Below are 25205 nucleotides of genomic sequence, written 5' to 3' on the forward strand. Positions count from 1 at the left end.
AATTCAAAAAAACTCGCAATTCCTGATTGTAACCCGACGATCGCTCTAGAGTCTAGAGAAAAACATCCGAATTTGACGCTGACGGGCATCGAACCGCCCCTTTGATTGCGGCATCTTCAACCTATTTCGAGAAGATTCGTAACAGATTGAACCTGGGTGAGGCGATCGCGCCAAAGCGGGTCAGCCAAACCCTTACACTTAACAGATAGATTCAACCGATTCAAGTTCAAGTAGCGTCTTTGCAGACACGCCGCTCACGGTACGATGCGGCGATATCAGTCATGGCTGGAGGAGGATTTGGCAATGGCAATATTCACCCGGTTGTTACGCATTAGTTTGTGTATTGCCCTGGGACTAGTGGCGTGGTTAGGAACCTTTTTTTCTGCCCATTCCGCTACGGCTGATAGAACGCCAGTCAAGCAAACTCCAATTGAGGTTCGCGTCCATATGGGAAACTCGGCAGACGACCTGATGTTTTTTCCCAACCAGTTGGAATTTGAAGCCGGCAGACGCTACAAACTGATTTTGGATAACCTCAGCCCCGAAAAGCACTACTTTACCGCTAAAGATTTTGCCGACAACATTTGGACACAGAAGGTAGAAGCAGGCCAGGTTGAGGTGAAGGGAGCCATTCACGAATTAGAGCTGAAGCCAACGGCTGAGGCAGAGTGGTTTTTTGTAGCACTTAAACCGGGCACCTATGAACTGCATTGCTCTATACCAGGCCATGCTGAGGCTGGGATGCAGGGCACGATCGCGATTAATAGCTTTCCGGGCGCTTGAGCCTGTCGTTCTCTCTGTGTCTTTAATCTCTTGCATCAAAAACTAAGCTACCTTGAATTTAATAGGTGGTTTAAGCACACCCTAATCTTTCCGTTGCCAGGATCGTTAAACATGAATTTTTTGACTAACCTGTTGCCCCAACCTGCCTCAACTCCTCGGATTAAGAAACAACGTCGAGGAGCGGAGTTGAAGTCATCCCATGAGATCGTCATCATGCGGCAAGCTGCAAAAATAGTGGCAACGGTGTTGAAGGAAATTTCGGAGCTGGTCGAGCCGGGAATGACCACGGCTGATTTAGATGCCCATGCCGAAAAGCGGATTCGTGAAATGGGTGCTACTCCCAGTTTTAAGGGCTATCACGGGTTTCCGGCTTCTATCTGCGCCAGCGTCAATAACGAAGTTGTTCACGGCATTCCGCGACAGAAGAAGGTGATCCGCCGGGGTGACGTTTTGAAGGTCGATACCGGTGCGTATTACGAAGGGTTTCATGGAGACTCGTGCATTACGATCGCCGTGGGTCAGGTGACACCAGAGGCGGCAACGCTGATCCGTGTGGCTGAAGAAACGCTCTACAAAGGAATTGAGCAAGTCAAAGCGGGCAATCACTTGCTGGACATTGCTGGAGCTGTGCAAGACCACGCAGAAGCCAATGGATTCAAAATCGTGGAAGACTTTACGGGGCACGGTGTTGGCCGTAATTTGCACGAAGAGCCATCGGTCTTCAACTTTCGGACTCACGAAATGCCGAACGTGAAGCTAAAAGCAGGGATGACCCTGGCGATCGAGCCAATTATCAATGCTGGGTCAAAGCACACCCGCACGCTGTCCGATCGCTGGACGGTGGTTACGGTCGATCGATCGCTCTCGGCACAATTTGAACATACGGTGCTGGTGACGGAAGACGGTTACGAAATCTTGACCGATCGCACTCTGGTTTAGGTTGGGGGGTGCTGTTGCGCCTGGGTGGCGGCGATCGCGATTGCCATAGGGTAAAGGCGATGTTCCTGGGCTTGAACGCGTTGATGCAACGTTTCGGGTGTATCACCTGGCAAAATTGGCACGGCTGCCTGGGCAATGATTGGCCCGCTATCGACTTCCAGTTCAACATAGTGAACCGTACAGCCTGTAATTTTGACCCCGGCGGCCAGAGCTTGTTCAATGGCACGAATCCCCGGAAAGCTGGGTAACAAACTGGGATGGATATTAACGATTCGCCGGGGGAAGGCGTTGATTAAAACAGTGGTGACGCGCCGCATCCAGCCTGCCATAACCACCCAATCTACTCCATGCTGCTGCAACGTTTTAACAATTTCTGCATCCAGTGCGTCTCGGCTAGAAAAGTCGCGGTGGTTCAACAGAACGGCGGGAATGTGCTGCTCTGCCGCCCTGACGGCGGCTCTGGCTTCCGGGTTGTTGTAGATTAATACCGAAAGGTGAGCATTGAGCTGACGAGAGGCAATGGCTTGGGCGATCGCTGCAAAATTGCTGCCGCTGCCGGATGCCATTACCCCCAGCCTCAACGGAGCAGAGGCCCAATCCTGCTCAAACGCTGTCGGTGGCGGTGAAATCAGGTTAGAACAGGATTCAGTATGATCAGCCGAGAAGAAATTGGCAGCCATCAGTTCAATTACAACGCAACTATGAACCCTACCATGTCATCCGGCGTTATTTTTTGAAAGTAGACTAGACTCTACACGGGTTTCTGCACACGTTAGCGATGTTGACTGCTTACCCATGACCACCCAGTCGTCCTCAACTCCGCCCGTCTCGCTGGCTAACCCTCAACCTCCACACGCTCTGGCTGGTTCTCAACGAGAAACGGTAGTGGCCTGGTTGTTTCTGGCTCCAGCTCTGATTGTTTTAGGTATTTTTGTCCTGTATCCGATCGCCTATCTGTTTTACCTGAGCTTTACAGCAGGGAACTTCACTCGCGCAGGCACGCACTGGATTGGGTTAAGAAACTATTGGCGGTTGGTCGTCACTCCAGATTTTTGGCAGGTGTTGGGGAACACCGCTTATTTTACGATCGCCACTGTTGTTCCCAGTTTGGTGATTCCGCTGGGATTAGCGGTAGGGCTAAACCGTGCCTTTGCCATCCGAGGGGCACTCCGCACCGCCTATTTCATCCCCTCCATTACATCATTGGTAGCGGTGGGGTTAGGGTTCCGCTGGCTGTTTCAAACCGACGGCCCGGTGAATGCACTACTCAAAACGGTTGGAATCGAGCCAATTCCCTGGTTAGGCAGTACCGTTTGGGCGATGCCCGTGCTGATTCTGTTGAGCATTTGGAAACAACTCGGCTTTAATATGGTCGTTTTTCTAGCAGGGTTGCAAGCAATTCCCGTGAGCCGATATGAAGCAGCCGAACTGGATGGGGCAGGGTCATGGCAGCAATTCTGGCATGTTACGCTACCGGGATTGCGACCGACGTTGGTTTTTGCCACCGTTACAACCGCCATCTTTACACTGCGGAGTTTTGAGCAGCCCTACGTTATGACCGGGGGAGGCCCGCTTAATTCAACTAACCTGCTGGTGTTTTACATCTACAACCAGGCGTTTGCCCTGTTTGATTTTGGTTATGCAGCGGCTGCCGCTACGGTTTTGTTAGCCGTAACGTTGATATTGGTTTACGTGCAGTTGCAGATTTCGCGCGAGGAGAATTAAAACTGGAAGTTGGGTGTCTGTGCAAAGGAACAGAGCCTTCACCTGTACTGGGGCTACCCCAACTATCGTGCGAAGTGCCGACCTACCGAAACGGCTGAACGAGAGCATCTAGAGGACGAAGTCCGGCGTTAACGTTAAACAAGCAACCTGAGTTATGAGTTATAGAACATTACTTGTGGATGAGTCAGAGGAGTGGTTGCACCGCAGCTACAACAAGACCGATTGGTTTTGGAGCATTGGGCTGGTCGTTGCGGCGATCGTCCTCTTTACCATCAACCTCGGTGGACTCCCCCTGCGCGATTGGGATGAGGGTCTTGTGGCTCAGGTTGCTCGGGAGATCTGGCAATCTCCACCCGACTCGTTGAACTGGCTGTTTCCTAGCTTGTGGGGCGAACCGTATAGCAACAAACCTCCCCTGATGCATGGGCTAATTGCTGCCGCTTTTAGCGTCATTGGTGTGAATGAATGGGCAGCACGGCTTCCCGGCGCGCTGTTAACGGCGTTATCGGTACCATTGCTGTATGGCATCGGGCGCGAAATCTTCCACCATCGATCGCCTGCTGTCTTTTCGGCGTTCGTGTATTTAACCTTTCTGCCCGTTGTGCGCCAGGGGCGGCTAGCCATGCTGGACGGTGCCATTTTGAGCTTCATGCTGTTGATGCTGTGGTGCGTGCTGCTAGCCAGACGAGACAGACGCTTTGCGGTTGGGATTGGGATTGGGCTGGGGTTGATCTGCCTCACCAAGGGCGTGATGGTGGCGGTGTTGATGGGGGCGATCGCCATTCTGTTTCTGCTGTGGGACACGCCACGGCTCTTGACATTGCCTTACCTCTGGTTGGGGATCGTCATTGGTGGCGCACCGGCTGTTCTCTGGTATGTGGCGCAGTGGCTTCACTATGGCCCCACATTTCTCAACAGCAATTTGGTGAATCAGTCCTTGCGTCGAGTATGGGCACCCGTTGAAAACAACGGTGGCTACCCCTGGTTCTACCTGCTAGAAGTCATTAAGTACAGCGCACCGTGGTTGCTGTTTCTGCCGCTTGGCTTTCGCTTAACCTGGTTCAACCGCAACCTGAGTTGGGCAAAGCTCGTTCTGGTCTGGAGTGGCGTATATTTCCTGTCTATTTCGGTGATGGTGACGAAACTGCCGTGGTATGTGTTGCCGCTCTATCCGGCGTTGGCTCTGGTGACTGGGGCACAGCTTGCCATGATGTGGAAGCGTGGCCTGCCCGTGGGGGCAAAGTACGATCCGTATTCTGCCTATTCTCCAGTTTGGTTTGGTGCGTTCGTTTTACTGGCCGCAGCCGGGTGGATTGGGATGCTCTACTTTGGTATGTGGAGCGATACGCCCGAACCCGACTTGCAGGTGGTTCTCGCTTCGGTTGGGCTGACGATGACCGCCGCAGCGGTGCTGGTGGTGCGTCAAAATCCGCAGTTTATTGCTGTTCTGCTGTGGGGAATGTATATTTCCCTGCTGCTGTTGATGGTTTCTGAACATTGGATCTGGGAACTGGCCGAGTCGTATCCAGTGAGGCCAGTGGCGGCGATCGTTCAGCAGCATACTCCTCCTGGCACCAAAATCTATACGTCTTATGAGTACAGCCGCCCATCGCTCAACTTTTACAGCGATCGCCAGGTGATCGCTCTCTCGCGCAGGCAGCTTCAACAGCGCTGGCAGAAAGATTTGCAGCCCTATTTCTTGTTAGATGAAGCGGCTACGGCTGCACTGGCTTTAGATTCTTCTAAAGTTTTAGAAACGGTTCAGGGCTGGACACTCTTAACAAAAGACGGCTGAGACGTTTCAACCGTTAGACGTTGAGTTATTCATTGGGCGATCGCTCGATGGCTACCTTCAAATCCTGCCGATAGGTTGACCAGGCGGCGGCGGCTTCCGGGTTAGAGTCTGCCCCTCGCCGCAGCAGCAGCACGCCATCCTGCATCTCCATCAACCCATAGCGACGGTTCAGCAACCGCTCGATCGCTGGCACAAAACTTCTAAGGCGGCGGCGATCGTCGTCAAACGCCACCTGGTATTGCTCCAGTTGCCACAGGTCGGCAATGACATACTGCATCTGTACCACCTGCCCCGCATCGTTTTCTAGCCGTAGCTGCGGAAAGATCAGCAGTTCGCGACGGTTCGAGAGATGGGGCTGAATGTACACAGTGGCTGAAACGCTGGCATCGGGTGGAATTTGTGCCATCAGCGATCGAATAGCCTGGGCATGTTGCCATTGGCGGCTCGGCGACACATAGACCCAGGGTTGAAACGAATCCGGAATCAAGGCCGAAAGCGATCGGTTTGGATTCGCCGCAATGGTCAGAATCAGGGAAAGGGTGAGGCAGGCCAGCCAAAATTGACGAAAGCGCGATCGCAACTGCTTGGGATGCTGATCCCACCACAAAATTGCGCCATAAAATAGTCCCGGAATCCAGGTCAGGGCATAGCGCAAGTTAATGGATAGGGCATCTGGATCTTGCCGCAGGAACGTTTGCAGTAGCGGAAAGCTCGTCATCGTCCAGGCACTGGGCGACAGGGCTGGAATGAAGGCCAGCGGTAGCCACTGCGCGAGCAGGTAGCGAACCTTGCCATCCAGCGGGGTCACTAACTGGAGAAGAAACTGCCACGGCCTGCTGAGAATGCCTCCAATGATATCAAGGGTCGATGCTTCGTTACGGTCTACAAACTGCCCAAACTGCTCAATCATGAAGCGTCGGGCAATATCATCTGAAAACAAAGGCATGACCAGGTTTGTAACCACCAGCATGTAGGTCAGGCTGAGCGCGCACACCCCTAACCCCACCCGCTGAGCGCGGCGGCTGAAGATAAAGTAAATGCCAATGCCAAACAGCACGACCCCCGCATCTTCTCGAATTAGCAAGGTTAAGCCAAACAGTATCCAGAACAGCCACCACTGACGTTTTTCGAATGCCAGCAAAGCTCCAAACACAAAGAGTGGCAGTTGCGAAAAGTCGCGAAAGTCCGCCAGAGTTGGGCTGATGATGGCGATCGCGCCATAGTAGCTGGCGGCAATCCACAATGACAGCCGGGGAGGATGATAATGCCGAGCCAAGGCATACAGTACCAGCCCAGCCGCCGCAATCAGCGTCGTTTGCAGTACCGACAACCCAGCCGGAGAACTATACAGCGCATAAAACGGAACCCAGAGCAGCAGAGCCGGTGTGAAGTGTTGCCCTAGTCGGTAGTAATTTACCGTGGGTGGCTCACCATCATTAACGACCGCACTCGATAGAGCTGAAGACAGCGAACTTTGAAAAAACTGACCACCGTGTAAGCCGTTCCAAAACAGTTGGTCAAAAATGCCCTGGTTAAAGGCCGCATAGGAGGGATAAAAGTTGTAATAGCGCAGCAGCACAAAGAGATTAACCAACAGCCAGAAGACGGCGGCCACCCCAATCACAATCCTTAGCTCTGGCTCTTTCTTCCAAATCCACATGGCGATTGCTCATTCCCTGCACGCATATTGCCAGTGATAACCCTCTCACGTCTAGAGCCAATCCTCAAGAGCGGAAAGTGCAGATGACTTCAGTCCGCCTGCTCAGCCGTTCTATGCCGCAATCTCTCTATGCCGCAATCTTTACTATTGCCAACGGAGGTTAAATGGCGGACACAGGTTGGCAAATTGGAATTTCAATCATAAATTTGGTACCTTCTCCTGGGGTAGAATCGCACCGCATCTGACCGTGGTGCTTTTCAGTCACAATTTGGTAGCTAATTGATAAGCCTAAGCCTGTACCTTTGCCGATCGGTTTAGTGGTGAAGAAGGGATCAAACATGCACGCTTTGACCGTGTCTGGTATCCCGCAACCGTTGTCTGCGATCGTAATTTGCACTCGATTATCTGCTAACACTTGAGTCGTAATCCAGATCTGAGCAGACGACTGATCGGTTGTCTGGTGCTGAGTCGAGTCTTCTAGCACGTCGATCGCGTTGGCTAGCAAATTCATAAATACCTGATTGAGCTGTCCAGGATAACACTCAACCAGCGGCAACTGACCATAGTTCTTAACGACTTCAATGCCTGGGCACTCTGGTTTTGCCTTGAGGCGATGTTGCAAAATCAGCAGCGTATTATCGAGTCCTTCGTGCAAGTCAACCGCTTTAAACTCAGATTCATCCAGGCGGGAGAAGTTGCGGAGAGACAAAACAATTTGCCGAATCCGCTCTGTGCCAACTTTCATTGACTGAAGCAGCTTCGTTAGGTCTTCAAGCAGAAAGTCGAGTTCCACATTGTCCAGGGTTGCCTGGAGGGTTTGAGGCGGATCGGGATAGTGAGTTTGATAAGCCTGCACCACCTCCAACAAGTTCTGCGTGTAGCTATTAATATGAGTGATGTTGCCGTGAATAAAGTTGACCGGGTTGTTAATTTCGTGAGCCACTCCAGCGACCAATTGCCCCAGGCTCGACATTTTTTCGGTTTGCACCAGTTGCAGTTGCGTTCTCTGAAGCTGATCCAGGGCGTGCTGAAGTTCCTCTGAGCGTTGCTCTTTTTCATTGAGCAGCACTTTGACCCGTTGAATGAGATGATTCAGCGCCGTTGCCAGCGTGCCCGTTTCATCACCTGTTGTGACCGGAGCTTGCAGATCAAAGTTAGAAGCTTGCGTGACCTGCTGCGCCACGTCTGTGACTGCTTGAAGCGGTTTGGCAATGCTGCTCGAAATCTGTAAGCCCACTAGCAAAGCCAGAACAAGACAGCCCAAACTGGTGAGGCCAATGACGATGATGGTGGGTCGGGCTTGGGCGATCGCTTGATCGTAGATGGATGACCACTCCAGAATGACTGCGCCATCAACCTCCTGCTGATCGGTGATTAATGGAACGACGAGAAGCTTAATGCCCTGAGGATAATCGGCGCTCTGCTCCAGAAAGAGTCTGGTTTGGCCATCGGCCATCGTCTGCTGAATCTCGTTGTTCTGATCGTGATCAAAAATAGTGCCTACATTCTCAGGAACGGTATCCGCCAGGATCTGCTTTTGTCGATCGACTACAACAATGTCGCGCCGTTGCAACTCATGCAGCAAATTCGTGAAGTTTTGCAGGTAATTTGATTCTTCCCCAGTTTGGGAACCATGATCGTAATTCACGTCGTGAGTAATTGAAGTGGCAATGACCTGAGCAACATGTTCTGCTTCTTCGATCGCCAGGGTTTCAGCAATTTTCTGACTTTGAGCGATCGCAACTGCACCAACGGCTCCTGTTAACAGAGAAATACCGATAAAGCTGCCAACGAGTTTGTGAGAAATTTTCATAGCGATCGCGACTTGGCCAGGGTGTATTGATGCGGCTTTCTGCACGAAGGTCGAACAGTACCGCATCAAGATAAGGTTAGTGTTCCCAAATTCTCCTGGAGAGATTTACCTGATGTCTCCGCAAAGCGGCAGAACTGAGAGGCCGTTTGAGAGGGTGTCTGAGAATGGCTCAACATTCTAAATTAGCCCCCTAAATCCCCCAAAAATGGGGGACTTTGAAACAGAATTGATTCGGAAGTCCCCGTTCGGCTGAGCGCTCACGTCGAAGCCAAAAATAGGGGATTTAGGGGGCGGTTCGAGTTGGAGCTTAGCACTTTTAAGACATCCTCTGAAATGGTTTCAATCTCTCCTACTTTCCCTCTCCTATATCTCTCTTATAAAGACACAGGATTCGGCGACCATTTCCTGAGAGAATCACTGGCTTTAATCACTGGAAGGACGCGATCTGCAACGTTCAGCAGGTTCATCGCCTCCCTGAGAGGAGGTTTCATCTGAGCGGATGCTTTAAAAGTGCATGGAGAAATGAGCTATCACTCATAAATTGATGTTGTTTTGCAACGGAGAGTGACAAAAGTGCAATGTTCTTAACATCTTCATAAGTTCCTCAAAACTCTGAGCTACTGTGAAGGCAAATCAGTTCAACTTTGAATCATAAACTCAACATTTTGCAAACAATTCTTAACAGATTAAGGTTGAAAAATGATTATGGTAAATTGCCCTTGCTGTTCCAATCCACTGATTCGTCAAATCCACGCTCATCAAACGGTCTGGTTTTGTCGCCATTGCTGGCAAGAAATGCCTGTGCTGGATGCTGACATGGCGACGCATCACTGTTCCTTTCAACACAGCAGCGTATCTACGGTAGAGTCACAAGGTGCATATCGGAAAATAGGCACTGAAATCGTCCGACTGGACGACTCTGGGAAGCTGTTTGCTGCTAAGGACTTATGAATTACAGCAGTTCTCAATCGAGTCAGCCACAGTCTCGCCAGGATGGGTGTGGGGTTCGGTGTGTGGTGAATGCGAATGAAAATGGCTGTAAATGATCTGCAAAATGAAGGCTTCAGTGGAACATAGCAAAGATATGTTCCACTGGGGTAATTACACCTTGTCGTGGTTGGTTGGCTCATCAATGGTTAAGAGACATTCCAGAAATGCCAGTTCAAACTCCTTGCCTTGCCGGATTTCTGTAATGATTTGACGGCATTGGGGACACTCGTAGCGCTGGGCAGCAGGTTGAAACTCCAGGTCGCAGCGGGAGCAGTAACAAACAGTAGGGACATAATCGATCTGGAGATGAGCCTCTTCCGCGATCGTCCCCTGTTTGGCTGCGGCAAACGCACGCTCCAGAGACTCCGGCACGACTCCCGACGCTTCACCAACCCGCATCTGCACGAATCGGATATGTTGGGCACCTTCTTCCTTAGCACGTGCGACAGCAGTATCTAGAATGCTTTGTATCATTCCAACTTCATGCATAGGTTTGGCCTGGTTGGTGAATCAATTGTTCAATTTCCTGAAGAACGGTTTCAACGCACTGTTCGGCAACAGGCGAGTGAACCTCTCCTGGTTCAACGTTGCCGCCCGGTACCATCACCCACCATGACTGAGGATGATAGCCATAAACAGTTTGCGTCTTTGCCAGTAGCACTTGCGGTTCACACCCGTGGCCTGTTGCGATCGCAGAGTTGTCCAGCCCAATTGGACGAACCTGTATTTCCTGTGCTGCTGAGGTAGAAGCATCCACAAAGATAGCCAGATCGGCCATTGATAGCGGCTCAGCCAGATCAGGAGTGAGGTGATGAACCGCGATCGCCTTCATGTTCGGCATTCCCCAGGCCGCTACTTCTGTAACAACCTGTTGCCCCACTGCATCATGACTATGCAAAGGGCTACCGTAAGCAACAACCAAGATCGCCCGACGCAGACTTTTAAGGGTGGCGGCTAGATGGCAGCTCATATGTCCTCACGTTTGTTGATGCTCTACCCCACTTTAGAGGAACACTTTGAGAAACTTGTGAGGAAACAGTCGCTAAACGTGGACTGACTGAAGGTGTGAGGCTTCAGTAAGGTAGTTCTGCAAAAGTATCTGTTCAGAATGATGTCGAATCTCATTGCTGTAGAAAACTGAATCCCACCCTTCAAAATAACCTGTCTATGAATCCTTGAAATGTCTTGTCTCTGTTAGTCCCCTGATTCACTGACCAATCTTTGTAAGCCAGGTTTAGCAAACCATAATCGGCTTGTAGTTAGCGTCTTGCTAGAACCTGTCCCTACCATAGGATGAGAGCCGAGTGACTGACCAAACTCCTGAAATGCTGATTCTTCGCATGCGTCAGCTTCGGCTACGCTCAGGCTACGGTACAGGTAAGGGCGTAGTCGAAATTGACGCTCAATCCACGCTCCCAAGATCGGTCAGCAACCAGGGATGGGGGTCTAGAACTTTTGTCAGTCAATGGCCGTGCACCACTTTTGTAGAAGACGTGGATTCAGCATGAGGATTGATCGCGCTTCAGCATCGTGCTGGCAACGACGATACCGATAATAGCCAGCAGTGCCATTGGATAAAATGCATAAGTATAGGTGCCAAACCAGTCTCGAATTTGTCCGATAGCCAGCGTTCCCAACAGGGCACCTACTCCATAGGCAGTAAACACAATGCCGTAGTTTTGGGCGTACTGGTCAGGGTTGAAGAATCGGAGGGTGGTGGTTGGAGCTATTGCCAACCAACCTCCCAAACAAAACCAAAACAGACAAAAGGCTATCAAATAAGTCGTTACCTGTCCTGCTTGAGCATTCACCATCAGCAGACAAGCAATCAAAATCAGAGTGTACGATGCGATCGCCACGTAATGAGGTTGAAAGCGATCGCTCAACCAGCCAAACAACGGACGACTAATTCCATTGAATAAAGCAAAAAGGGAAACGCTACTGGCCGCCAACCCTGGTTCAATATTGATAATTTCCTCACCGACGGAACTCGAAATGCCAATGGCGCTTAATCCAACCAGGCTTCCAATCGTGTAACAAATCCATAGTCCATAGAATGATCGGCTTTTCAATGGAGTCATGGAGCAGGTCAACGTTACTTTAGATGTAGATTGAGTAGATAACTTCCCCGAGGGGTACCAATTCCTTGGAGGTAACTTCAGAGTGGTTGCGATCCCAAGAATGATCAGAATAAAGGCAATTCCCAAGATCCGTAAGGTGGGTCGGACGGTGTAAGCATCAATTAAATGATTCACTAAGGGAGCGGTGATGAGGGGAGATAACCCAAATCCAATAATCGTTAATCCTACCGCCAGTCCTTTTTTATCGGGAAACCATCGGGCAACTACCGCCATTGGTACACCGTAAGTTATACCAACTCCGGTTCCGGCAATGACTCCGTAGGTGAGGGTCATCATACCAATATGGGTCGCAAAGCTAGAGAGAATATAGCCGATGCCAACAATAATTCCACCAATCGCAGCCATTGGTCGGGTGCCAATCCGAGAAATATAAAACCCAGCGATCGGCATGAGTGCCGCATAGAAGACAAGGGCAACCGTATAGGGCAAAAGGCTTTCCGTTGCTCCGACATTGAATTCGCCTTCCAGGGGTGTTCTAAAGATACTCCAGGAGTAGACGGTTCCCAAACATAGTAAGATACTCATTCCCAGAGGAATCAGCAACCATCTTCCCTGGGTGGCTGGTCGTCCAAATACGGTCAGATCTGAATTAGAGTGGGAATCATCATGGGTAATGTTCATAGTCTACAAGCGCAGTAATTCTAGTCTTAACCGAGTATTGAATGTCACTGACTTCATCAGACGTTTCCGTTTTGCTGCCGTTTAGGGTCAACCAGTCCCTGGCTCATGTACGGAGGCATCTGATGCGATCGCCGCTGCCAATCAACATCCGTCAACGTAGCTTTCACATCGCGAAGATCAACACCATGACAATCAACTCTTGCAAGTAAGCATCACTGTTAATGATCAGGATGATGCTTCAACCAGGTATAGGAGAAAAATGTGGGGAACTTGTGAGGAAAGAGAAAAGGCGATCGCTCTCCAGAACTGAAGCGATCGCCTTTGTGTTGAAGCTCATCCCCATTGAGAGGTTCTGAATCTTAGGATGCAGGGGTTGATACGTTGATCATTGGTTTACCTTCCAAATGATCTGGAATGGGCGCACCCATCAAGCTCAGGAGGGTCGGCGCTAAGTCGAGCGAATGACCTTCCGGTAAGGTTGATCCGGCATCAATATCGGCTCCTTTAACAACCAGGAATCCTTCTGCGCGGTGACTGCCCGATCGGTGATGTGGAACAGGGCCGATGCGGCCAATATCAGGACTTTCGACGGCATCCGAGGCTGTTTCCTCCTGCCAGATAACTACAATGTCGGCATCTGGTAGCTTGCTCGGCTCACAGTTCGGCAAATCGCGTCGAGGACGAATAATTTGTTTAACCATTGGAATGCCTGTACGGGCATCCTTAAGCTGATATAGCTTTTCGCAAATATCATCACACACGGTATCATAATCTGCCGGATCGACGATGCCCTGTGGCTCTCGTCCCTTGAGGTTGATGCGAATATACCCCTCTGAATAACTGGGTAGCGCAAAGGCTTTCATGGTTGGCCAGAATGGTTTATACCAAACTGCTGGCTGAAAGTAGAAGGAATGAGAGGTTTCAACCAAATCAAATGGAGAAATTAGATCCGGTTGGGGACGGCGACCCAACAGTGGAGCAATCAAATTAAACAGCTTCAGTTTGAGGTTGCGTCTTAGGAATGCCGCGATCGGATTTGGCTCATACTTCAGGCTCCAGAGGGCACCCAACCAGCACCGTTTTACCCGCCCGCTGGTAATGGGTTCTCCAAGCGGTTCTCCTGTGTTGCCACGCGCCATGGCATATTTGCCAGGGAAATTATAGCGATAGAGAAACTCTGGCAGGAAGAACATACTGGGTAAATCCATTGTGTTTGAACCCATCCCGTGGGCAGCAAACACAACAATTTCAGCGTCTTTAGGAGCTTTAGCAATGATCTGCCCGATCGCTTTATCGGTTGCCTCAAAGATAGCAAGCAACATATCCTCGGCCTGGGTGTGCATAACCGAGTAAAGCGGATGATCGGGCTGGCTCATATGCCACATGTAATGTCCTGCGCCATGAATTTCACCAAAAATGGTTAGAAATAAGTTCCATTGCTCTCGTTCTAGCAAATCCTGGCAAATGGCGGCACGTCGCGCAATTCCGGTTTCCAGATCGTGTTGCAATTGCTTTAATGCAGGCACATCCAGAACATTAGCATTATCATCTCGCAGTGTTGGATGCTGACCGTACTGTTCTACAATTTCATCAAATAAAGCAGAGGGGCGAGAATGGCTTAGAGATTGAGGTGAATGTGCCCCCCATGCCAGAACCTGAATGCCATTGACCTGATCGGACAAACGAGCCTGTGGCATATCGAAGACGGCTACCCGGTAATCATTTCCCAGCGCATAAAACGGTGGATATTCTTCAAAGCGATATGCCTGACTATCTTCTACGCTGTAGTCGTTGGCGCGGAATCTTAATTGTGTCCAAAAGCCTGTTTTTTGCGGAGAACAACCCGTTAAAAACGTAGTCCAGGGGGTTTCTGCCCGGTAGTAATCAAAGCTTTTCAAGCGAGCATAGGCTCCCTCATCCCGTAGGCGGCGCAGGTTTTTAAGGTGGCCTTGCGCCATCCAGGTTTCTATTAACCGAGGATCTGCTGCGTCTAACCCGATGGCAATAACGGGTCTCTTCTTTGTAATCGTATGAGCAGATTGAGTTCCTGCACGGGGATGATCAATTAAATGATGACTCATAAGAACACCTGCAATAGAGAATGAGTTGTAGGAATGGCACCCGTTAAACCAGGTTGATGTGTTGGCTTGATCGGTGCTTTCATTCTTGTAAAACTATATTTCTATTGAGTGATCTAATCTAGTCGCTTTATCAACTTATGATGTGTGCTTAACCTGAATGAAGGGTTGATGAAGTTGACTGATATAGGTTGTAGAATTACTGAAAATTATTCGATAGGTGGTTTGCTTCATAGCTCAATGGCGATGAATTGAATTTCAATGGACAGGACTTTGATCTGGAATCGGCCTGCTCTTGTTTTCGCAGCAATGAAGCGGCTCAATGAGACGTGAAGCCATGAGACGTGGAGCAATGAAACGTGAGTGTGGCGATCGCCCGTTATTCATGCACTGAGCCATCCGGCATTGTTGCGCCCCGTAAATCTGCGCCCATCAACACGGCACCAGTTAAATCGGCATTGCTCAAATTTGCCTTGCGTAAAATGGCTCCAGTGAGATCGGCATAACTTAAATCAGCCCTTTGTAAGCTAGCTTCACTCAAATCGGTGGGTTTCATGCCCTGTTGCAGCGATCGATTTAAATGGGCACGGCACAGCTTTGCCCCGTCCAGATTTGCCCGATACAACATGGCTCCACTCAAATTGGCATAACACAGGGTTGCATCGCTCAAAATGGCATGACCCAGATCTGTAACGTGATCGGATGTGGGACGCAAATCCGCTTCAAACAGATTGGCACGCAGTAATTTAGCGTGAACCAGGGTTGCTCCTCCCAGGATGGCCTTGCTTAAGTTTGAGCGGGTCAAGTTAGCACCGCTCAGATTGGCACCACTCAAATCGGCCTCGCGGAGAATGGCTCGGTACAAATCCGCTTTACTTAACTCTGTACCCCACAGGATTGCCTCGCTGAGGTCTGCCTTGCGAAAGCTGGACTGGCTAAAGTTCGTTTTACCCAATCGGGCTTGCCGCAAATCGGCTTGATCAAAGTTAACATCTTGCATCTGAGCATGATGTAAATCGACCTCGCGCAGGTTGATCCGCTGGAAGCTTCGTTCTCCTTTTATATACTGCTTTAACAGGTCTTTAATGTTAATCTCGGTTGCGGTTGAGTGTTGCAACTGGAGGCGTTTTTCATGTAAAGAGATTATCTCAGCCATCATGGTTCAAGATGAATATTCTTCAACCTACTTATAGAAGAACAATTTGGGGAACTTGTGAGGAAACGGCATGACGGCGGATGGCGAGACTTCGCGCCTCCTGCCGCCTCAAGTTGCGCTTATCTTCCCCTTGATCCGAATTAACCCCAGCGCTTCCATTGCAAGACGGCAATGGCTACTCGACAGAGACTAGAGAACCTGAAGACCGAATGCCAGTTGCACACGGCTGAGTTAATGAGGTTGAGTTAGTGAGGCTGAGTGAGTGTTATCACGGTTTGCACTAACTGTTCTGGCTCCAGTGGCTTTGTTACATGCCGCTGGTACCCACTGCTGATTGCTCGCTGGTAGTCGTCGTCTCTGGCATAGGCCGTGAGGGCGATCGCTGGAACCTGCCCCCCCTGCTCGGGAGGTAACGCCCGAACCTGTTGCATCAGGGTATAGCCGTCCATGTTGGGCATCCCAATATCACTAACCAACACATCTGGTTGAAAGGATGTCAAATTTGCCAGCACCTCGGAGGCAGAAGCCACCGCTAAAACCTCTGCTCCATATTGGATCAGCAATATCGTTATTAGCTCACGAGCATCGGGGTCATCATCAACAGTGAGGACTCGAATTCCGGTGAGATCGAGGTTTTGTGGTGGCAACTCCTCTCTCGGTTGGAGTGCTGGTTCTGTGTTGAGCAGCGGCAAGTAGACCGTGAAAGTGGCTCCCAGCCCTTCTCCAGCACTATCCGCCGTGACAGTGCCGCCATGCGCCTCTACCAACTGACGGACGATCGCCAATCCTAACCCCAGTCCGCCGTGCTTGCGGGTAATGGAGGCATCTTCCTGGCGAAATGACTCGAAGATGTAAGGCAAAAAGTCTGGGTGGATACCTCTACCAGTATCCCTGACCGTCAGTTCTGCTAAATGGCCGACCCGGTTTAGATGGATCTCTACTTGTCCACCATTGGGCGTGAATTTGATGGCATTGGACAACATGTTCCAGACCACTTGCTGGAGGCGGGTAGCATCGCCAGACACTTGCCCAATATGGGGTAATACAGGATGAAGCGAGATGGATTTAGCCAGGGCGGCTGTGCTTACGGTTTCAATCGCGGCTTCAATGACCGAGGCCAAATTAACGGGGCTAACGGTTAGGCTCATCTTGCCGCGCAAAATTTTGGCAATGTCCAGCAGGTCATCAATTAATTGCGTCTGCAGTTTAGCATTGCGCTCGATGATGGCGAGGGCGTGAGCCGTTTTGGTTTCGTCAAATTTACACACTTGCAATAACTTTGTCCAACCCAGGATGGGGTTCAATGGCGATCGCAATTCGTGGGAAAGCACCGTCAAAAATTCATCTTTCATGCGGTTGGCGCGTTCGGCGGCGGCTCTGGCGGCTTGTTCTTCCGCCAGCAGTTTCTCTCGTTCTTGCTCTACCAGTTTGCGATCGGTAATGTTGTTAAACAGCACGGCCACTCTGTGGCTTTCGGGCTGCCCCACCCGAAAGGCGTAAACGTCGTACCAGCGCTGCAAGGCGGCGGCGTAGTTCTCGAAGCGGCGAGATACTCCCGTTTGCGCGATGTTGCCGTAAATTTCAAACCAATAGTCTTCGTGGTTTGGCACCAACTCACGGATGCGTTTGCCCTGCGCGTTGGTGAGTCCTGTTTGCCTCTCGAATGCGGGATTGGTTTCCCAAAAGCGGTAATCGGTTGCCTGGGGCGCACTGCCAGAGATACCCGACTGACTGTGTTGCTCGAACAGCACTTCAATGACGCAAAAGCCTTCATCAATGGACTCGAATAGGGTGCGATAGCGCTCCTCTGATTGGCGTAGGGCTGCTTCGGCCTGTTTGCGATCGCTCAGATCGAGAACAAACACCACTGTGTTTTCTCTGGCCTGACCCACCAGGCTATAGCCGATGAGAACCGGAACCCGGCTACCATCTTTGCGGATATATTCTTTCTCGTAGGGCGTACAAGCCCCGTTCCGGCGTGCCTCTGCAATGCCCTGTTCATCACGGGGTAAGTACTCTGGTGGTGTAATGTCAATCCAGCGGAGATTGCCCAACTGCAAGTCTGCTCGCGTATAGCCAACGATTCTTAATAGCTCATCATTGGCTTCATGCATGTTTCCGTGGATGTCGCCATAGAGAATGCCCACAACATTAGCATCGACAAAGGCTTGTAGCCGCACTTCATTGGCGGCGAGGGCTTCCTCGGCCTGTTTGCGATCGCTGATGTCAATGACAGAGCCGATATATCCTTTAAACTCTCCGTCTTCCCCAAACCAGGGATTGGCGGCATCGATCGCCCACCGATAGTCACCGTTGTGGCAACGCAAGCGATAGTCTAACTGAAAGGCTTCTTGGCGCTCGTTGGCGCTGAAGAAAACACGTCTAGAAGCTTCATAATCGTCTGGATGTACGGCATCAAGCCAGCCAAACCCCAACCCGGTTTCCTCGGTTTGCCCGGTCAGTTCATACCATCTCCGGTTGAGATAGGTGCAATGGCCTGTGGAGTCTGTCACCCAGATCATGGTGGGAGCATGGTCTGCCATGTCGCGGAACCGGGCTTCGCTGGTTCGCAGGTCTGCTTCTACCTGCTTGCGCTCGGAGATATCCATATCAATTCCCGCCATAGAGACTGGATTGCCGCTGGCATCGTAGAATACTCGCCCCAGACCCAATGCCCACCGCACCGTTCCATCTGGCTTTAAAAAGCGGAACTCGATGTTGTATTCTTCTCCTTCGTTGATAGCGCGATGAATGGCTTGTTCTACCGAGGGCAAATCGTCTGGATGCATCATGGCTCGAACGGTGGCGTACTGCCCATCAAAACTGCCAGCCGCCATGCCAAACAAGGTTTCTAGATTGGTAGACCAGTGAATTTGCCCCGTTTGAATGTTCCAATCCCAGCTTCCGATCTTGGCGGCCTTCATTGCCAGCTCAAGCCGATCCTGGCTTTGTTGTAGCGCGATTTCAACTTGCTTCTGGTGATCAATATCGGTAATGGTGCCAATCCAGCCGATGATCTGACCCTGGCTGTTGCGCGTGGGGATGGCACGACTGATAAACCAGCGGTACTCGCCATCCCAGCGGCGAATCCGGTATTCAATTTCAAAGGATTCGCTCCTGGCGATCGCCTGTCTCCATTGCTCCAGGGTGCGATCGCGCTCTTGGGGGTGAACTGCACTCACGCCTGCCAGACCAAACGACTCTGCCTGATTTAAGCCTGTGTACTTGTACCAGCCTTGATTCCAGGAATCGACTTCCCCTGTGGCATTGGCTGTCCAAACGAATTGGGGCATGGCTTCGGTCAGATCGTGTTGGCGTTGTTGGCTGACTTGCAGGGCGGCTACGGTCTGGTTTAGTTTCAGCTCTATTTGTCTGCGATCGGTTACATCGCGCCAGGAGGCGACAAAGCCATCGTTTAGTTTGGTGGCGCGAATGTCGAATGCGCGAATCAGGCGGCGATCGCCATAGGTGTCGTCAAAAATCAGCGAGTCTTTGGTTAACGGTTCTCCGGTTTCAACCACCTGGCAGTATTCGGCAAACAGGCCCGATTCTCGATGGGCGGGCAAAATCTCGCACAATCCTCGCCCGATCTGCATGGCTTTGGGCATCTGGTTGGTTTCGCAGGCGGCGGTGTTGAGATAATCGATGCGAAAGTCTACAATTTGCCCCGTTTCATCCCGTATGGATGAAAAACTGCCGAAGCAGTCCAGCATGTTTTCGATGGATATTTGAAACTGCTCTTGGCTGTGTTGCAGTTTGCGGCGCAGTTCTGCGTTTTCGATGGCGTTCCGCATGGCCAGACGCAAATCATCGGGGGTGAGCTGATCTTTGACTAAGTAGTCTGCTGCTCCATTCTTGAACGCCTGCACTGCGATCGTGGTGTCTCCGCTGTCAATGACGATGATTGGTGGGCAGCGATCGCCCATCTGTTCTTTTAGTTGGCGCAGAAAGTCGAGGCTACGGGCATAGGGATGACAAAATTCTAAAAGAATCCCGTCAAGCTGCTGTAATTGGGAGGAGGTCAGGCTTTGGGTGTGATGTTGCTTCGCTATGATCTGGTACGATACGAGCCTATCTTGCTGTAGTTGATGCTGATAATGGTTGTCTTGCTCATCGGAGTCAGCAACTACAAGAACAGTCCGGCGAGTTGACATGCTTAAAGATCCATTTGCAATTTTGGGAAGGATCTGTCGAACCCGCAGAATCGAACAATCCCTCAAGGAATAGACACACGATCGTTGAAGGGGTCGGTATCGATTATAGGATCATATCAGTTTTATTGCTAAGCCTCAGTGTTGTGCAAAGGCGGGTGTAGCATTCGGTTGATAGGGTTTGGCATAGACCCGGACGGATTGCCTGTAGCGGCTTCCCGCAGGGTATGTTATGCCCCTACGTAGTGTTGGGCTACTCATGTAGAGGATGTTCTTACAGCAGTTCTCAATCGAGTCAGCCACAGTCTCGCCAGGATGGGTGTGGGATGTAGGGGTTGAAGTGTGGTGAATGCAAATGAAAATGGCTGTAAAAGGGCTAATCGTAACTCAATCTGCCCCCTTTTCTGGCTTGTCGCAGGTGCTAAGCCCCCAATTCTGGCAGGGCTAATTCGTTGTGGTTAGCGATAGTTCAAATGCCTTGAGGTGTCGTTTTAGAGAGATAAAACAGGTTAGAGAAGGGTTGAAATGGGGTCTTTGTCACGCGAAGCGCCCCCTAAATCCCCCATTCTGGGGGACTTTGAAATAGACGGTTCGGAAGTCCCCCAATGTGGGGGATTAGGGGGCGGATGCAGCAAGTTTGCCACGGTTCAAGCCGTCTTCTGGAGTAGTGTACGGAACTATCCTGGGGTTGACGTTGCTCTGCAAAGTGCTAGTTGAAACTCAAACTGCCCTCTAAATCCCCGATTCTGGGGGACTTTGAAACAGATGGTTGGGAAGTCCGCCAATGTGGGGGATTAGGGGTTGAAATGGGGTCTTTGTCACGCGAAGCGCCCCCTAAATCCCCCATTCTGGGGGACTTTGAAATAGACGGCTCGGAAGTCCGCCAATGTGGGGGATTAGGGGGCGAATGCAGCAGGTTTGCCACGGTTCAAGCTGTCTTCTGGAATAGTGTACGGAACTATCCTGGGGTTGACGTTTCTCTGCAAAGTGCCAGTTGAAACTCAAACTGCCCCCTAAATCCCCGATTCTGGGGGACTTTGAAATAGACGGCTGAGAAGTCCGCCAATGTGGGGGATTAGGGGTTGAAATGGGGTCTTTGTCACGCGAAGCGCCCCCTAAATCCCCGATTCTGGGAGACTTTGAAATAGACGGCTGGGAAGTCTGCCAATTTGGGGGATTAGGGGGCGGATGCAGCAGGTTTGCCACGGTTCAAACTGTCTTCTGGAATAGTGTATGGAACTATCCTGGGTTGACGTTGCTCTGCAAAGTGCTAGTTGAAACTCAAACTGCCCCCTAAATCCCCCATTCTGGGGGACTTTGAAACAGATGGCTGGGAAGTCCGCCAATGTGGGGGATTAGGGGGCGGATGCAGAACGTTTGATACTTTTAAGACATCCCCTAGAGACGTTAAACCAACCTGTAAGGGCGTAGCGTTGGGCAGGTAGTTGGAGTAGACCCGGACGGATGCCCGTAGCTTACTTCCCGCAGGGTATGCCACGCCCCTACCAGGCGGCTACAAACCTGATAGTTCAACCATTTTCGTGATGGGGAAGGGGTTACATCATGATCCGGCTGAGAACGCACATTACTTTATCGGGACAGTTGGGTACTGGAATGGGTTTGCTCCATGCTCCGGCTTCGGCAAGGCCGAGGGTGTGTTGGCGCAAGATGTGGGCTTTGACGTTGTCTTTGGTGCCAATGACCAGTGTGGTGAGGATGCGCGGATCGGGATTGATCTGTTGCATGGGGGTGCAGTTGTCGTCAGTCATAGCAGTTTCACTCCACTGAGGAAATGGGTTGATGGGATACCCAAAACCAAAGCCACCCTGCTGCTTTTTTGCCATAGCAAAGTCAGGGTGGCTAGTGGAGTGATAAACTGCCCTCTAGCCCTCCGAACTGGTGATGCAGTTTGAGGGTTAGTCGCCTGGGGCTGGTGCGAACAGTCTCAGGTGACGCTTTGATTGCGGATATTTTTTGTTACTGAGAAACAACCGTACTGGAGAATTAGACTTTTTGCAAGTCTGTCTTGATACAGGTTTACACGATGGGCGATCGACGGTTGCAGGGGGATGGCGATCGCCCTTCAGGGAATAGTACGCAATAGGCTGCAATTGTTGGTTTAAGCGATCGGCAGACGGCAGAAGCAATTACTTTGGTTTTTACCTGATTTTGCTGCTCTTTCAAGTTAGCATTGCCCAATTTGGTCTACTGGCGATGTAAGGAGATGGGCGGGTGGCGATCGGTTTCAGTCCCGTTGCCGGGATTCATTGGGCTGCAAGTACCAATGGTCAAAAAAACTTGATACCAATCTAAAGTTTCAGTCCCGTTGCCGGGATTCATTGGGCTGCAAGACCGTTCAACAAGCTCCAGTATTCATCCAGACCGAGTTTCAGTCCCGTTGCCGGGATTCATTGGGCTGCAAGGGCCATTGGCCGATCAATGAATCCATCTGATAAATGGTTTCAGTCCCGTTGCCGGGATTCATTGGGCTGCAAGCAGTCGCAATTGCATTGCGCCCGCTGCTGTGAGCCGTATGCCTAGTTTCAGTCCCGTTGCCGGGATTCATTGGGCTGCAAGTCGGGGAGCGAAACCAGGGAAATAATTGGGGTTGCTAGTTTCAGTCCCGTTGCCGGGATTCATTGGGCTGCAAGCGCGCCTTGAGCGTCGATCGCCCTAAGCAATGGCGAGTTTCAGTCCCGTTGCCGGGATTCATTGGGCTGCAAGCCAAGATCTAGCGAGGCAACAAGCCGAATATTTATAGTTTCAGTCCCGTTGCCGGGATTCATTGGGCTGCAAGAGCACGATCGATCGCTTCTACCGCTTCTACAGAAGCGTTTCAGTCCCGTTGCCGGGATTCATTGGGCTGCAAGCAACCTCACCGGATCACCCTCTACCATGATTGGTTGTTTCAGTCCCGTTGCCGGGATTCATTGGGCTGCAAGGGTTGCAGCCTGATAGGTTTAAGGTTTTGACGCAAGGTTTCAGTCCCGTTGCCGGGATTCATTGGGCTGCAAGCAAAGTGTTTGGCGTAGGTATACATCAGCGATGTCTGTTTCAGTCCCGTTGCCGGGATTCATTGGGCTGCAAGCGCTGACGGTTGCGCGTTCCCATTCGATATAGGCTCGTTTCAGTCCCGTTGCCGGGATTCATTGGGCTGCAAGTATTCGACAGAACGCTGCTCCTACCCCAGCTACAGCAGGTTTCAGTCCCGTTGCCGGGATTCATTGGGCTGCAAGCCCTACCATCTAAGTCTTCGGTTGAAACAATTTGGAGTTTCAGTCCCGTTGCCGGGATTCATTGGGCTGCAAGAATAAGCGCTTAAGATGATTACAGACGGACAGAAAAGTTTCAGTCCCGTTGCCGGGATTCATTGGGCTGCAAGCTTCTGGATCTGGGTCAGGCATTGCCATGTTGATATTGTTTCAGTCCCGTTGCCGGGATTCATTGGGCTGCAAGGCCACAGCTTGGCGGATAACTGGCTGTATATAGTCGTGTTTCAGTCCCGTTGCCGGGATTCATTGGGCTGCAAGCGGGATGTCTTTGGGATGGACGAGAGCAGACACATGTTTCAGTCCCGTTGCCGGGATTCATTGGGCTGCAAGGCCTCGGGTTCGGTCGCCCTTGGCAGTAGTTCGGAATTTGTTTCAGTCCCGTTGCCGGGATTCATTGGGCTGCAAGCCCCGATCGCTAGACTTGCTTGCGAGGCATAGAAGCGAGTTTCAGTCCCGTTGCCGGGATTCATTGGGCTGCAAGGTGGAACAGCGTCGATATCGCTGGAGACATGACTGAAGTTTCAGTCCCGTTGCCGGGATTCATTGGGCTGCAAGGATTATTGGATCGCTCTCCTTGAGTTCTTATCGGACTTGTTTCAGTCCCGTTGCCGGGATTCATTGGGCTGCAAGTTATTGTGAAAATCGCTGTAAGGGTTGGGGATGGAGTTTCAGTCCCGTTGCCGGGATTCATTGGGCTGCAAGCTTCCTGGTAAAGAACAGACTTCTTGCTGTTTAGCCGGTTTCAGTCCCGTTGCCGGGATTCATTGGGCTGCAAGCAAAGACTGGCAAGTTGTTGTGCAGGTCGATCTGAAAAGTTTCAGTCCCGTTGCCGGGATTCATTGGGCTGCAAGATAACAACCTGTAACAGGTTTAGAGTCAGTGGAAAGTTTCAGTCCCGTTGCCGGGATTCATTGGGCTGCAAGCTTTGTCTTCTCCGATACCCATAACCCACCTTTCCGTTTCAGTCCCGTTGCCGGGATTCATTGGGCTGCAAGCCCCCGACTGAGAAGCAGCTTCAGATGCATATTTTGAGTTTCAGTCCCGTTGCCGGGATTCATTGGGCTGCAAGCCCCGACTGAGAAGCAGCTTCAGATGCATATTTTGAGTTTCAGTCCCGTTGCCGGGATTCATTGGGCTGCAAGTGGTGATGTCATTTGGGGGTGTAATGCTGAGGGAGTGTTTCAGTCCCGTTGCCGGGATTCATTGGGCTGCAAGGTAAGGCGATCGGGTCTTAAAAAAGGTTTTCGTGTCGGTTTCAGTCCCGTTGCCGGGATTCATTGGGCTGCAAGGCAGATAACGCGAGAAACCCGACCAGAGACAGAATGTTTCAGTCCCGTTGCCGGGATTCATTGGGCTGCAAGCAAACGGCGTTTTAAGAATTGAGTGATGATGTGGGGAAGTTTCAGTCCCGTTGCCGGGATTCATTGGGCTGCAAGAATCATGGCAAATGAGGTTTGAACCTGACGAGCAGTTTCAGTCCCGTTGCCGGGATTCATTGGGCTGCAAGTATCGTTGTTCCGGTCGCTGTAGTCGTGATTATTTTGTTTCAGTCCCGTTGCCGGGATTCATTGGGCTGCAAGCTCTTGTAGTGCGTCCTGGTGGCGAAATCCGTTACGTTTCAGTCCCGTTGCCGGGATTCATTGGGCTGCAAGGCGAGAGTGCGCCAATCATCATAGGGTTCGCTCTACGTTTCAGTCCCGTTGCCGGGATTCATTGGGCTGCAAGCTAGCTTCTACCGATAGCAGGGTCTTGTCTTTCTGTGTTTCAGTCCCGTTGCCGGGATTCATTGGGCTGCAAGCTGGGGCTTGGGCTAGTACGTCAACCTCGTTTGTGTGTTTCAGTCCCGTTGCCGGGATTCATTGGGCTGCAAGATGTATGGGTACGAATTCCTATAATCCGTTCCAAAGTGTTTCAGTCCCGTTGCCGGGATTCATTGGGCTGCAAGCCTCGGCTAAGGGGTCGTTAAGAAATAACTTCACACTTTCTAGGTAAAATATTGCTTAACTTTGAGCATAGAATTACCAGAGCCGTGTCTGAACAACCAGTGCATCAATGCCAATGTCCGATTTGCCAAGCAACCG

18 protein-coding genes and 1 CRISPR repeat array are annotated in these 25205 nt (G+C 51.1%); of the genes, 7 read left to right on the forward strand and 11 right to left on the reverse strand.

What is annotated here, in order from left to right:
- Positions 1-303 precede the first annotated feature (303 nt).
- A complete protein-coding gene (locus IQ268_RS24585) occupies positions 304-783 on the forward strand; it encodes a cupredoxin domain-containing protein (RefSeq protein ID WP_193884754.1) in 480 nt (159 codons plus the stop codon).
- Positions 784-894: 111 nt separating this feature from the next.
- Entirely contained in the window at positions 895-1722 is an 828-nt protein-coding gene (gene map / locus IQ268_RS24590) for a type I methionyl aminopeptidase (RefSeq protein ID WP_193884756.1), read from the forward strand.
- Here the strand turns inward: map and purN are convergent.
- Positions 1719-2402 (reverse strand): phosphoribosylglycinamide formyltransferase, encoded by a 684-nt coding sequence (purN, locus tag IQ268_RS24595; protein WP_193884758.1) that lies wholly within the window; start codon positions 2400-2402, stop codon positions 1719-1721. The two genes, map and purN, sit on opposite strands and share 4 nt — an antisense overlap.
- A gap of 115 nt (positions 2403-2517) precedes the next feature.
- On the opposite strand from purN, the gene IQ268_RS24600 reads away from it, so the two are divergent.
- Positions 2518-3447 carry a carbohydrate ABC transporter permease gene (locus IQ268_RS24600; protein WP_193884760.1) on the forward strand — a complete coding sequence of 310 codons (930 nt, stop codon included), beginning with the start codon at positions 2518-2520 and terminating at the stop codon, positions 3445-3447.
- 154 nt (positions 3448-3601) lie between these two features.
- Positions 3602-5242 (forward strand): glycosyltransferase family 39 protein, encoded by a 1641-nt coding sequence (locus IQ268_RS24605; RefSeq protein WP_193884762.1) that lies wholly within the window; start codon positions 3602-3604, stop codon positions 5240-5242.
- A 25-nt stretch (positions 5243-5267) separates the two neighbouring features.
- On the opposite strand, the gene IQ268_RS24610 is transcribed toward IQ268_RS24605, so the two are convergent.
- A complete protein-coding gene (locus IQ268_RS24610) occupies positions 5268-6902 on the reverse strand; it encodes a DUF2079 domain-containing protein (RefSeq protein ID WP_193884764.1) in 1635 nt (544 codons plus the stop codon).
- 160 nt (positions 6903-7062) lie between these two features.
- The gene (locus tag IQ268_RS24615) at positions 7063-8715 is read right to left on the reverse strand and encodes a sensor histidine kinase (RefSeq protein ID WP_228035686.1); all 1653 of its coding nucleotides are present in this window, start codon (positions 8713-8715) and stop codon (positions 7063-7065) included.
- Between the two features lie 699 nt (positions 8716-9414).
- Between IQ268_RS24615 and IQ268_RS24620 the strand changes: the two genes are divergently transcribed.
- Complete coding sequence (locus IQ268_RS24620) at positions 9415-9666, forward strand: hypothetical protein (RefSeq protein ID WP_193884768.1); 252 nt, start codon at positions 9415-9417, stop codon at positions 9664-9666.
- Positions 9667-9816: 150 nt separating this feature from the next.
- Here IQ268_RS24620 and hypA read toward each other — a convergent pair whose 3' ends face one another.
- The 6 genes from hypA to IQ268_RS24650 form a co-directional block, all read right to left on the reverse strand.
- The gene (gene hypA, locus IQ268_RS24625; RefSeq protein ID WP_193884770.1) at positions 9817-10194 is read right to left on the reverse strand and encodes a hydrogenase maturation nickel metallochaperone HypA; all 378 of its coding nucleotides are present in this window, start codon (positions 10192-10194) and stop codon (positions 9817-9819) included.
- A complete protein-coding gene (locus tag IQ268_RS24630; RefSeq protein ID WP_193884772.1) occupies positions 10187-10675 on the reverse strand; it encodes a hydrogenase maturation protease in 489 nt (162 codons plus the stop codon). The genes hypA and IQ268_RS24630 overlap by 8 nt, the downstream gene beginning before the upstream one ends.
- A 529-nt stretch (positions 10676-11204) precedes the next feature.
- A complete protein-coding gene (locus IQ268_RS24635) occupies positions 11205-12467 on the reverse strand; it encodes an OFA family MFS transporter (RefSeq protein WP_193884774.1) in 1263 nt (420 codons plus the stop codon).
- A 359-nt stretch (positions 12468-12826) separates the two neighbouring features.
- Positions 12827-14548, reverse strand: a complete 1722-nt coding sequence (locus tag IQ268_RS24640) for an alkaline phosphatase family protein (protein WP_193884783.1) — start codon at positions 14546-14548, stop codon at positions 12827-12829.
- Positions 14549-14924: 376 nt separating this feature from the next.
- The gene (hetL, locus tag IQ268_RS24645; protein WP_193884801.1) at positions 14925-15638 is read right to left on the reverse strand and encodes a heterocyst differentiation pentapeptide repeat protein HetL; all 714 of its coding nucleotides are present in this window, start codon (positions 15636-15638) and stop codon (positions 14925-14927) included.
- A gap of 308 nt (positions 15639-15946) precedes the next feature.
- On the reverse strand, positions 15947-19855 hold the full coding sequence (locus IQ268_RS24650; RefSeq protein ID WP_193884785.1) for a PAS domain S-box protein: 3909 nt from the start codon (positions 19853-19855) through the stop codon (positions 15947-15949).
- A gap of 522 nt (positions 19856-20377) precedes the next feature.
- On the opposite strand from IQ268_RS24650, the gene IQ268_RS24655 reads away from it, so the two are divergent.
- Both IQ268_RS24655 and IQ268_RS24660 read left to right on the forward strand, forming a co-directional pair.
- Complete coding sequence (locus tag IQ268_RS24655; protein ID WP_193884787.1) at positions 20378-20569, forward strand: hypothetical protein; 192 nt, start codon at positions 20378-20380, stop codon at positions 20567-20569.
- Positions 20566-20850, forward strand: coding sequence for a hypothetical protein (locus IQ268_RS24660; protein WP_193884789.1), 285 nt, complete (start codon positions 20566-20568; stop codon positions 20848-20850). Before IQ268_RS24655 ends, IQ268_RS24660 begins: the two co-directional genes overlap by 4 nt.
- 558 nt (positions 20851-21408) lie before the next feature.
- On the opposite strand, the gene IQ268_RS24670 is transcribed toward IQ268_RS24660, so the two are convergent.
- Both IQ268_RS24670 and IQ268_RS24675 read right to left on the reverse strand, forming a co-directional pair.
- Positions 21409-21696: a hypothetical protein gene (locus IQ268_RS24670; protein WP_193884793.1), complete on the reverse strand. Its 288-nt coding sequence runs from the start codon at positions 21694-21696 to the stop codon at positions 21409-21411.
- A gap of 193 nt (positions 21697-21889) precedes the next feature.
- Positions 21890-22051, reverse strand: a complete 162-nt coding sequence (locus IQ268_RS24675) for a hypothetical protein (protein WP_193884795.1) — start codon at positions 22049-22051, stop codon at positions 21890-21892.
- Positions 22052-22094: 43 nt separating this feature from the next.
- Positions 22095-25069: direct repeats of the CRISPR family, unit length 37 nt; unit sequence GTTTCAGTCCCGTTGCCGGGATTCATTGGGCTGCAAG.
- The last annotated feature ends 136 nt before the right edge of the window (positions 25070-25205 follow it).

This window comes from Oculatella sp. LEGE 06141, from assembly GCF_015207605.1.
Taxonomy (GTDB): Bacteria; Cyanobacteriota; Cyanobacteriia; order Elainellales; family Elainellaceae; genus Oculatella.

Coding starts and splice junctions, on each gene's coding strand:
- IQ268_RS24615 (WP_228035686.1), bottom strand. CDS start 8,715: ATGAAAATTTCTCACAAACTCGTTGGCAGCTTTATCGGTATTTCTCTG.
- IQ268_RS24585 (WP_193884754.1), top strand. CDS start 304: ATGGCAATATTCACCCGGTTGTTACGCATTAGTTTGTGTATTGCCCTG.
- IQ268_RS24655 (WP_193884787.1), top strand. CDS start 20,378: ATGGGGTCTTTGTCACGCGAAGCGCCCCCTAAATCCCCCATTCTGGGG.
- IQ268_RS24605 (WP_193884762.1), top strand. CDS start 3,602: ATGAGTTATAGAACATTACTTGTGGATGAGTCAGAGGAGTGGTTGCAC.
- purN (WP_193884758.1), bottom strand. CDS start 2,402: ATGGCTGCCAATTTCTTCTCGGCTGATCATACTGAATCCTGTTCTAAC.
- IQ268_RS24630 (WP_193884772.1), bottom strand. CDS start 10,675: ATGAGCTGCCATCTAGCCGCCACCCTTAAAAGTCTGCGTCGGGCGATC.
- IQ268_RS24650 (WP_193884785.1), bottom strand. CDS start 19,855: ATGTCAACTCGCCGGACTGTTCTTGTAGTTGCTGACTCCGATGAGCAA.
- IQ268_RS24670 (WP_193884793.1), bottom strand. CDS start 21,696: ATGGCAAAAAAGCAGCAGGGTGGCTTTGGTTTTGGGTATCCCATCAAC.
- IQ268_RS24610 (WP_193884764.1), bottom strand. CDS start 6,902: ATGTGGATTTGGAAGAAAGAGCCAGAGCTAAGGATTGTGATTGGGGTG.
- IQ268_RS24640 (WP_193884783.1), bottom strand. CDS start 14,548: ATGAGTCATCATTTAATTGATCATCCCCGTGCAGGAACTCAATCTGCT.
- IQ268_RS24620 (WP_193884768.1), top strand. CDS start 9,415: ATGATTATGGTAAATTGCCCTTGCTGTTCCAATCCACTGATTCGTCAA.
- IQ268_RS24600 (WP_193884760.1), top strand. CDS start 2,518: ATGACCACCCAGTCGTCCTCAACTCCGCCCGTCTCGCTGGCTAACCCT.
- IQ268_RS24635 (WP_193884774.1), bottom strand. CDS start 12,467: ATGAACATTACCCATGATGATTCCCACTCTAATTCAGATCTGACCGTA.
- hypA (WP_193884770.1), bottom strand. CDS start 10,194: ATGCATGAAGTTGGAATGATACAAAGCATTCTAGATACTGCTGTCGCA.
- map (WP_193884756.1), top strand. CDS start 895: ATGAATTTTTTGACTAACCTGTTGCCCCAACCTGCCTCAACTCCTCGG.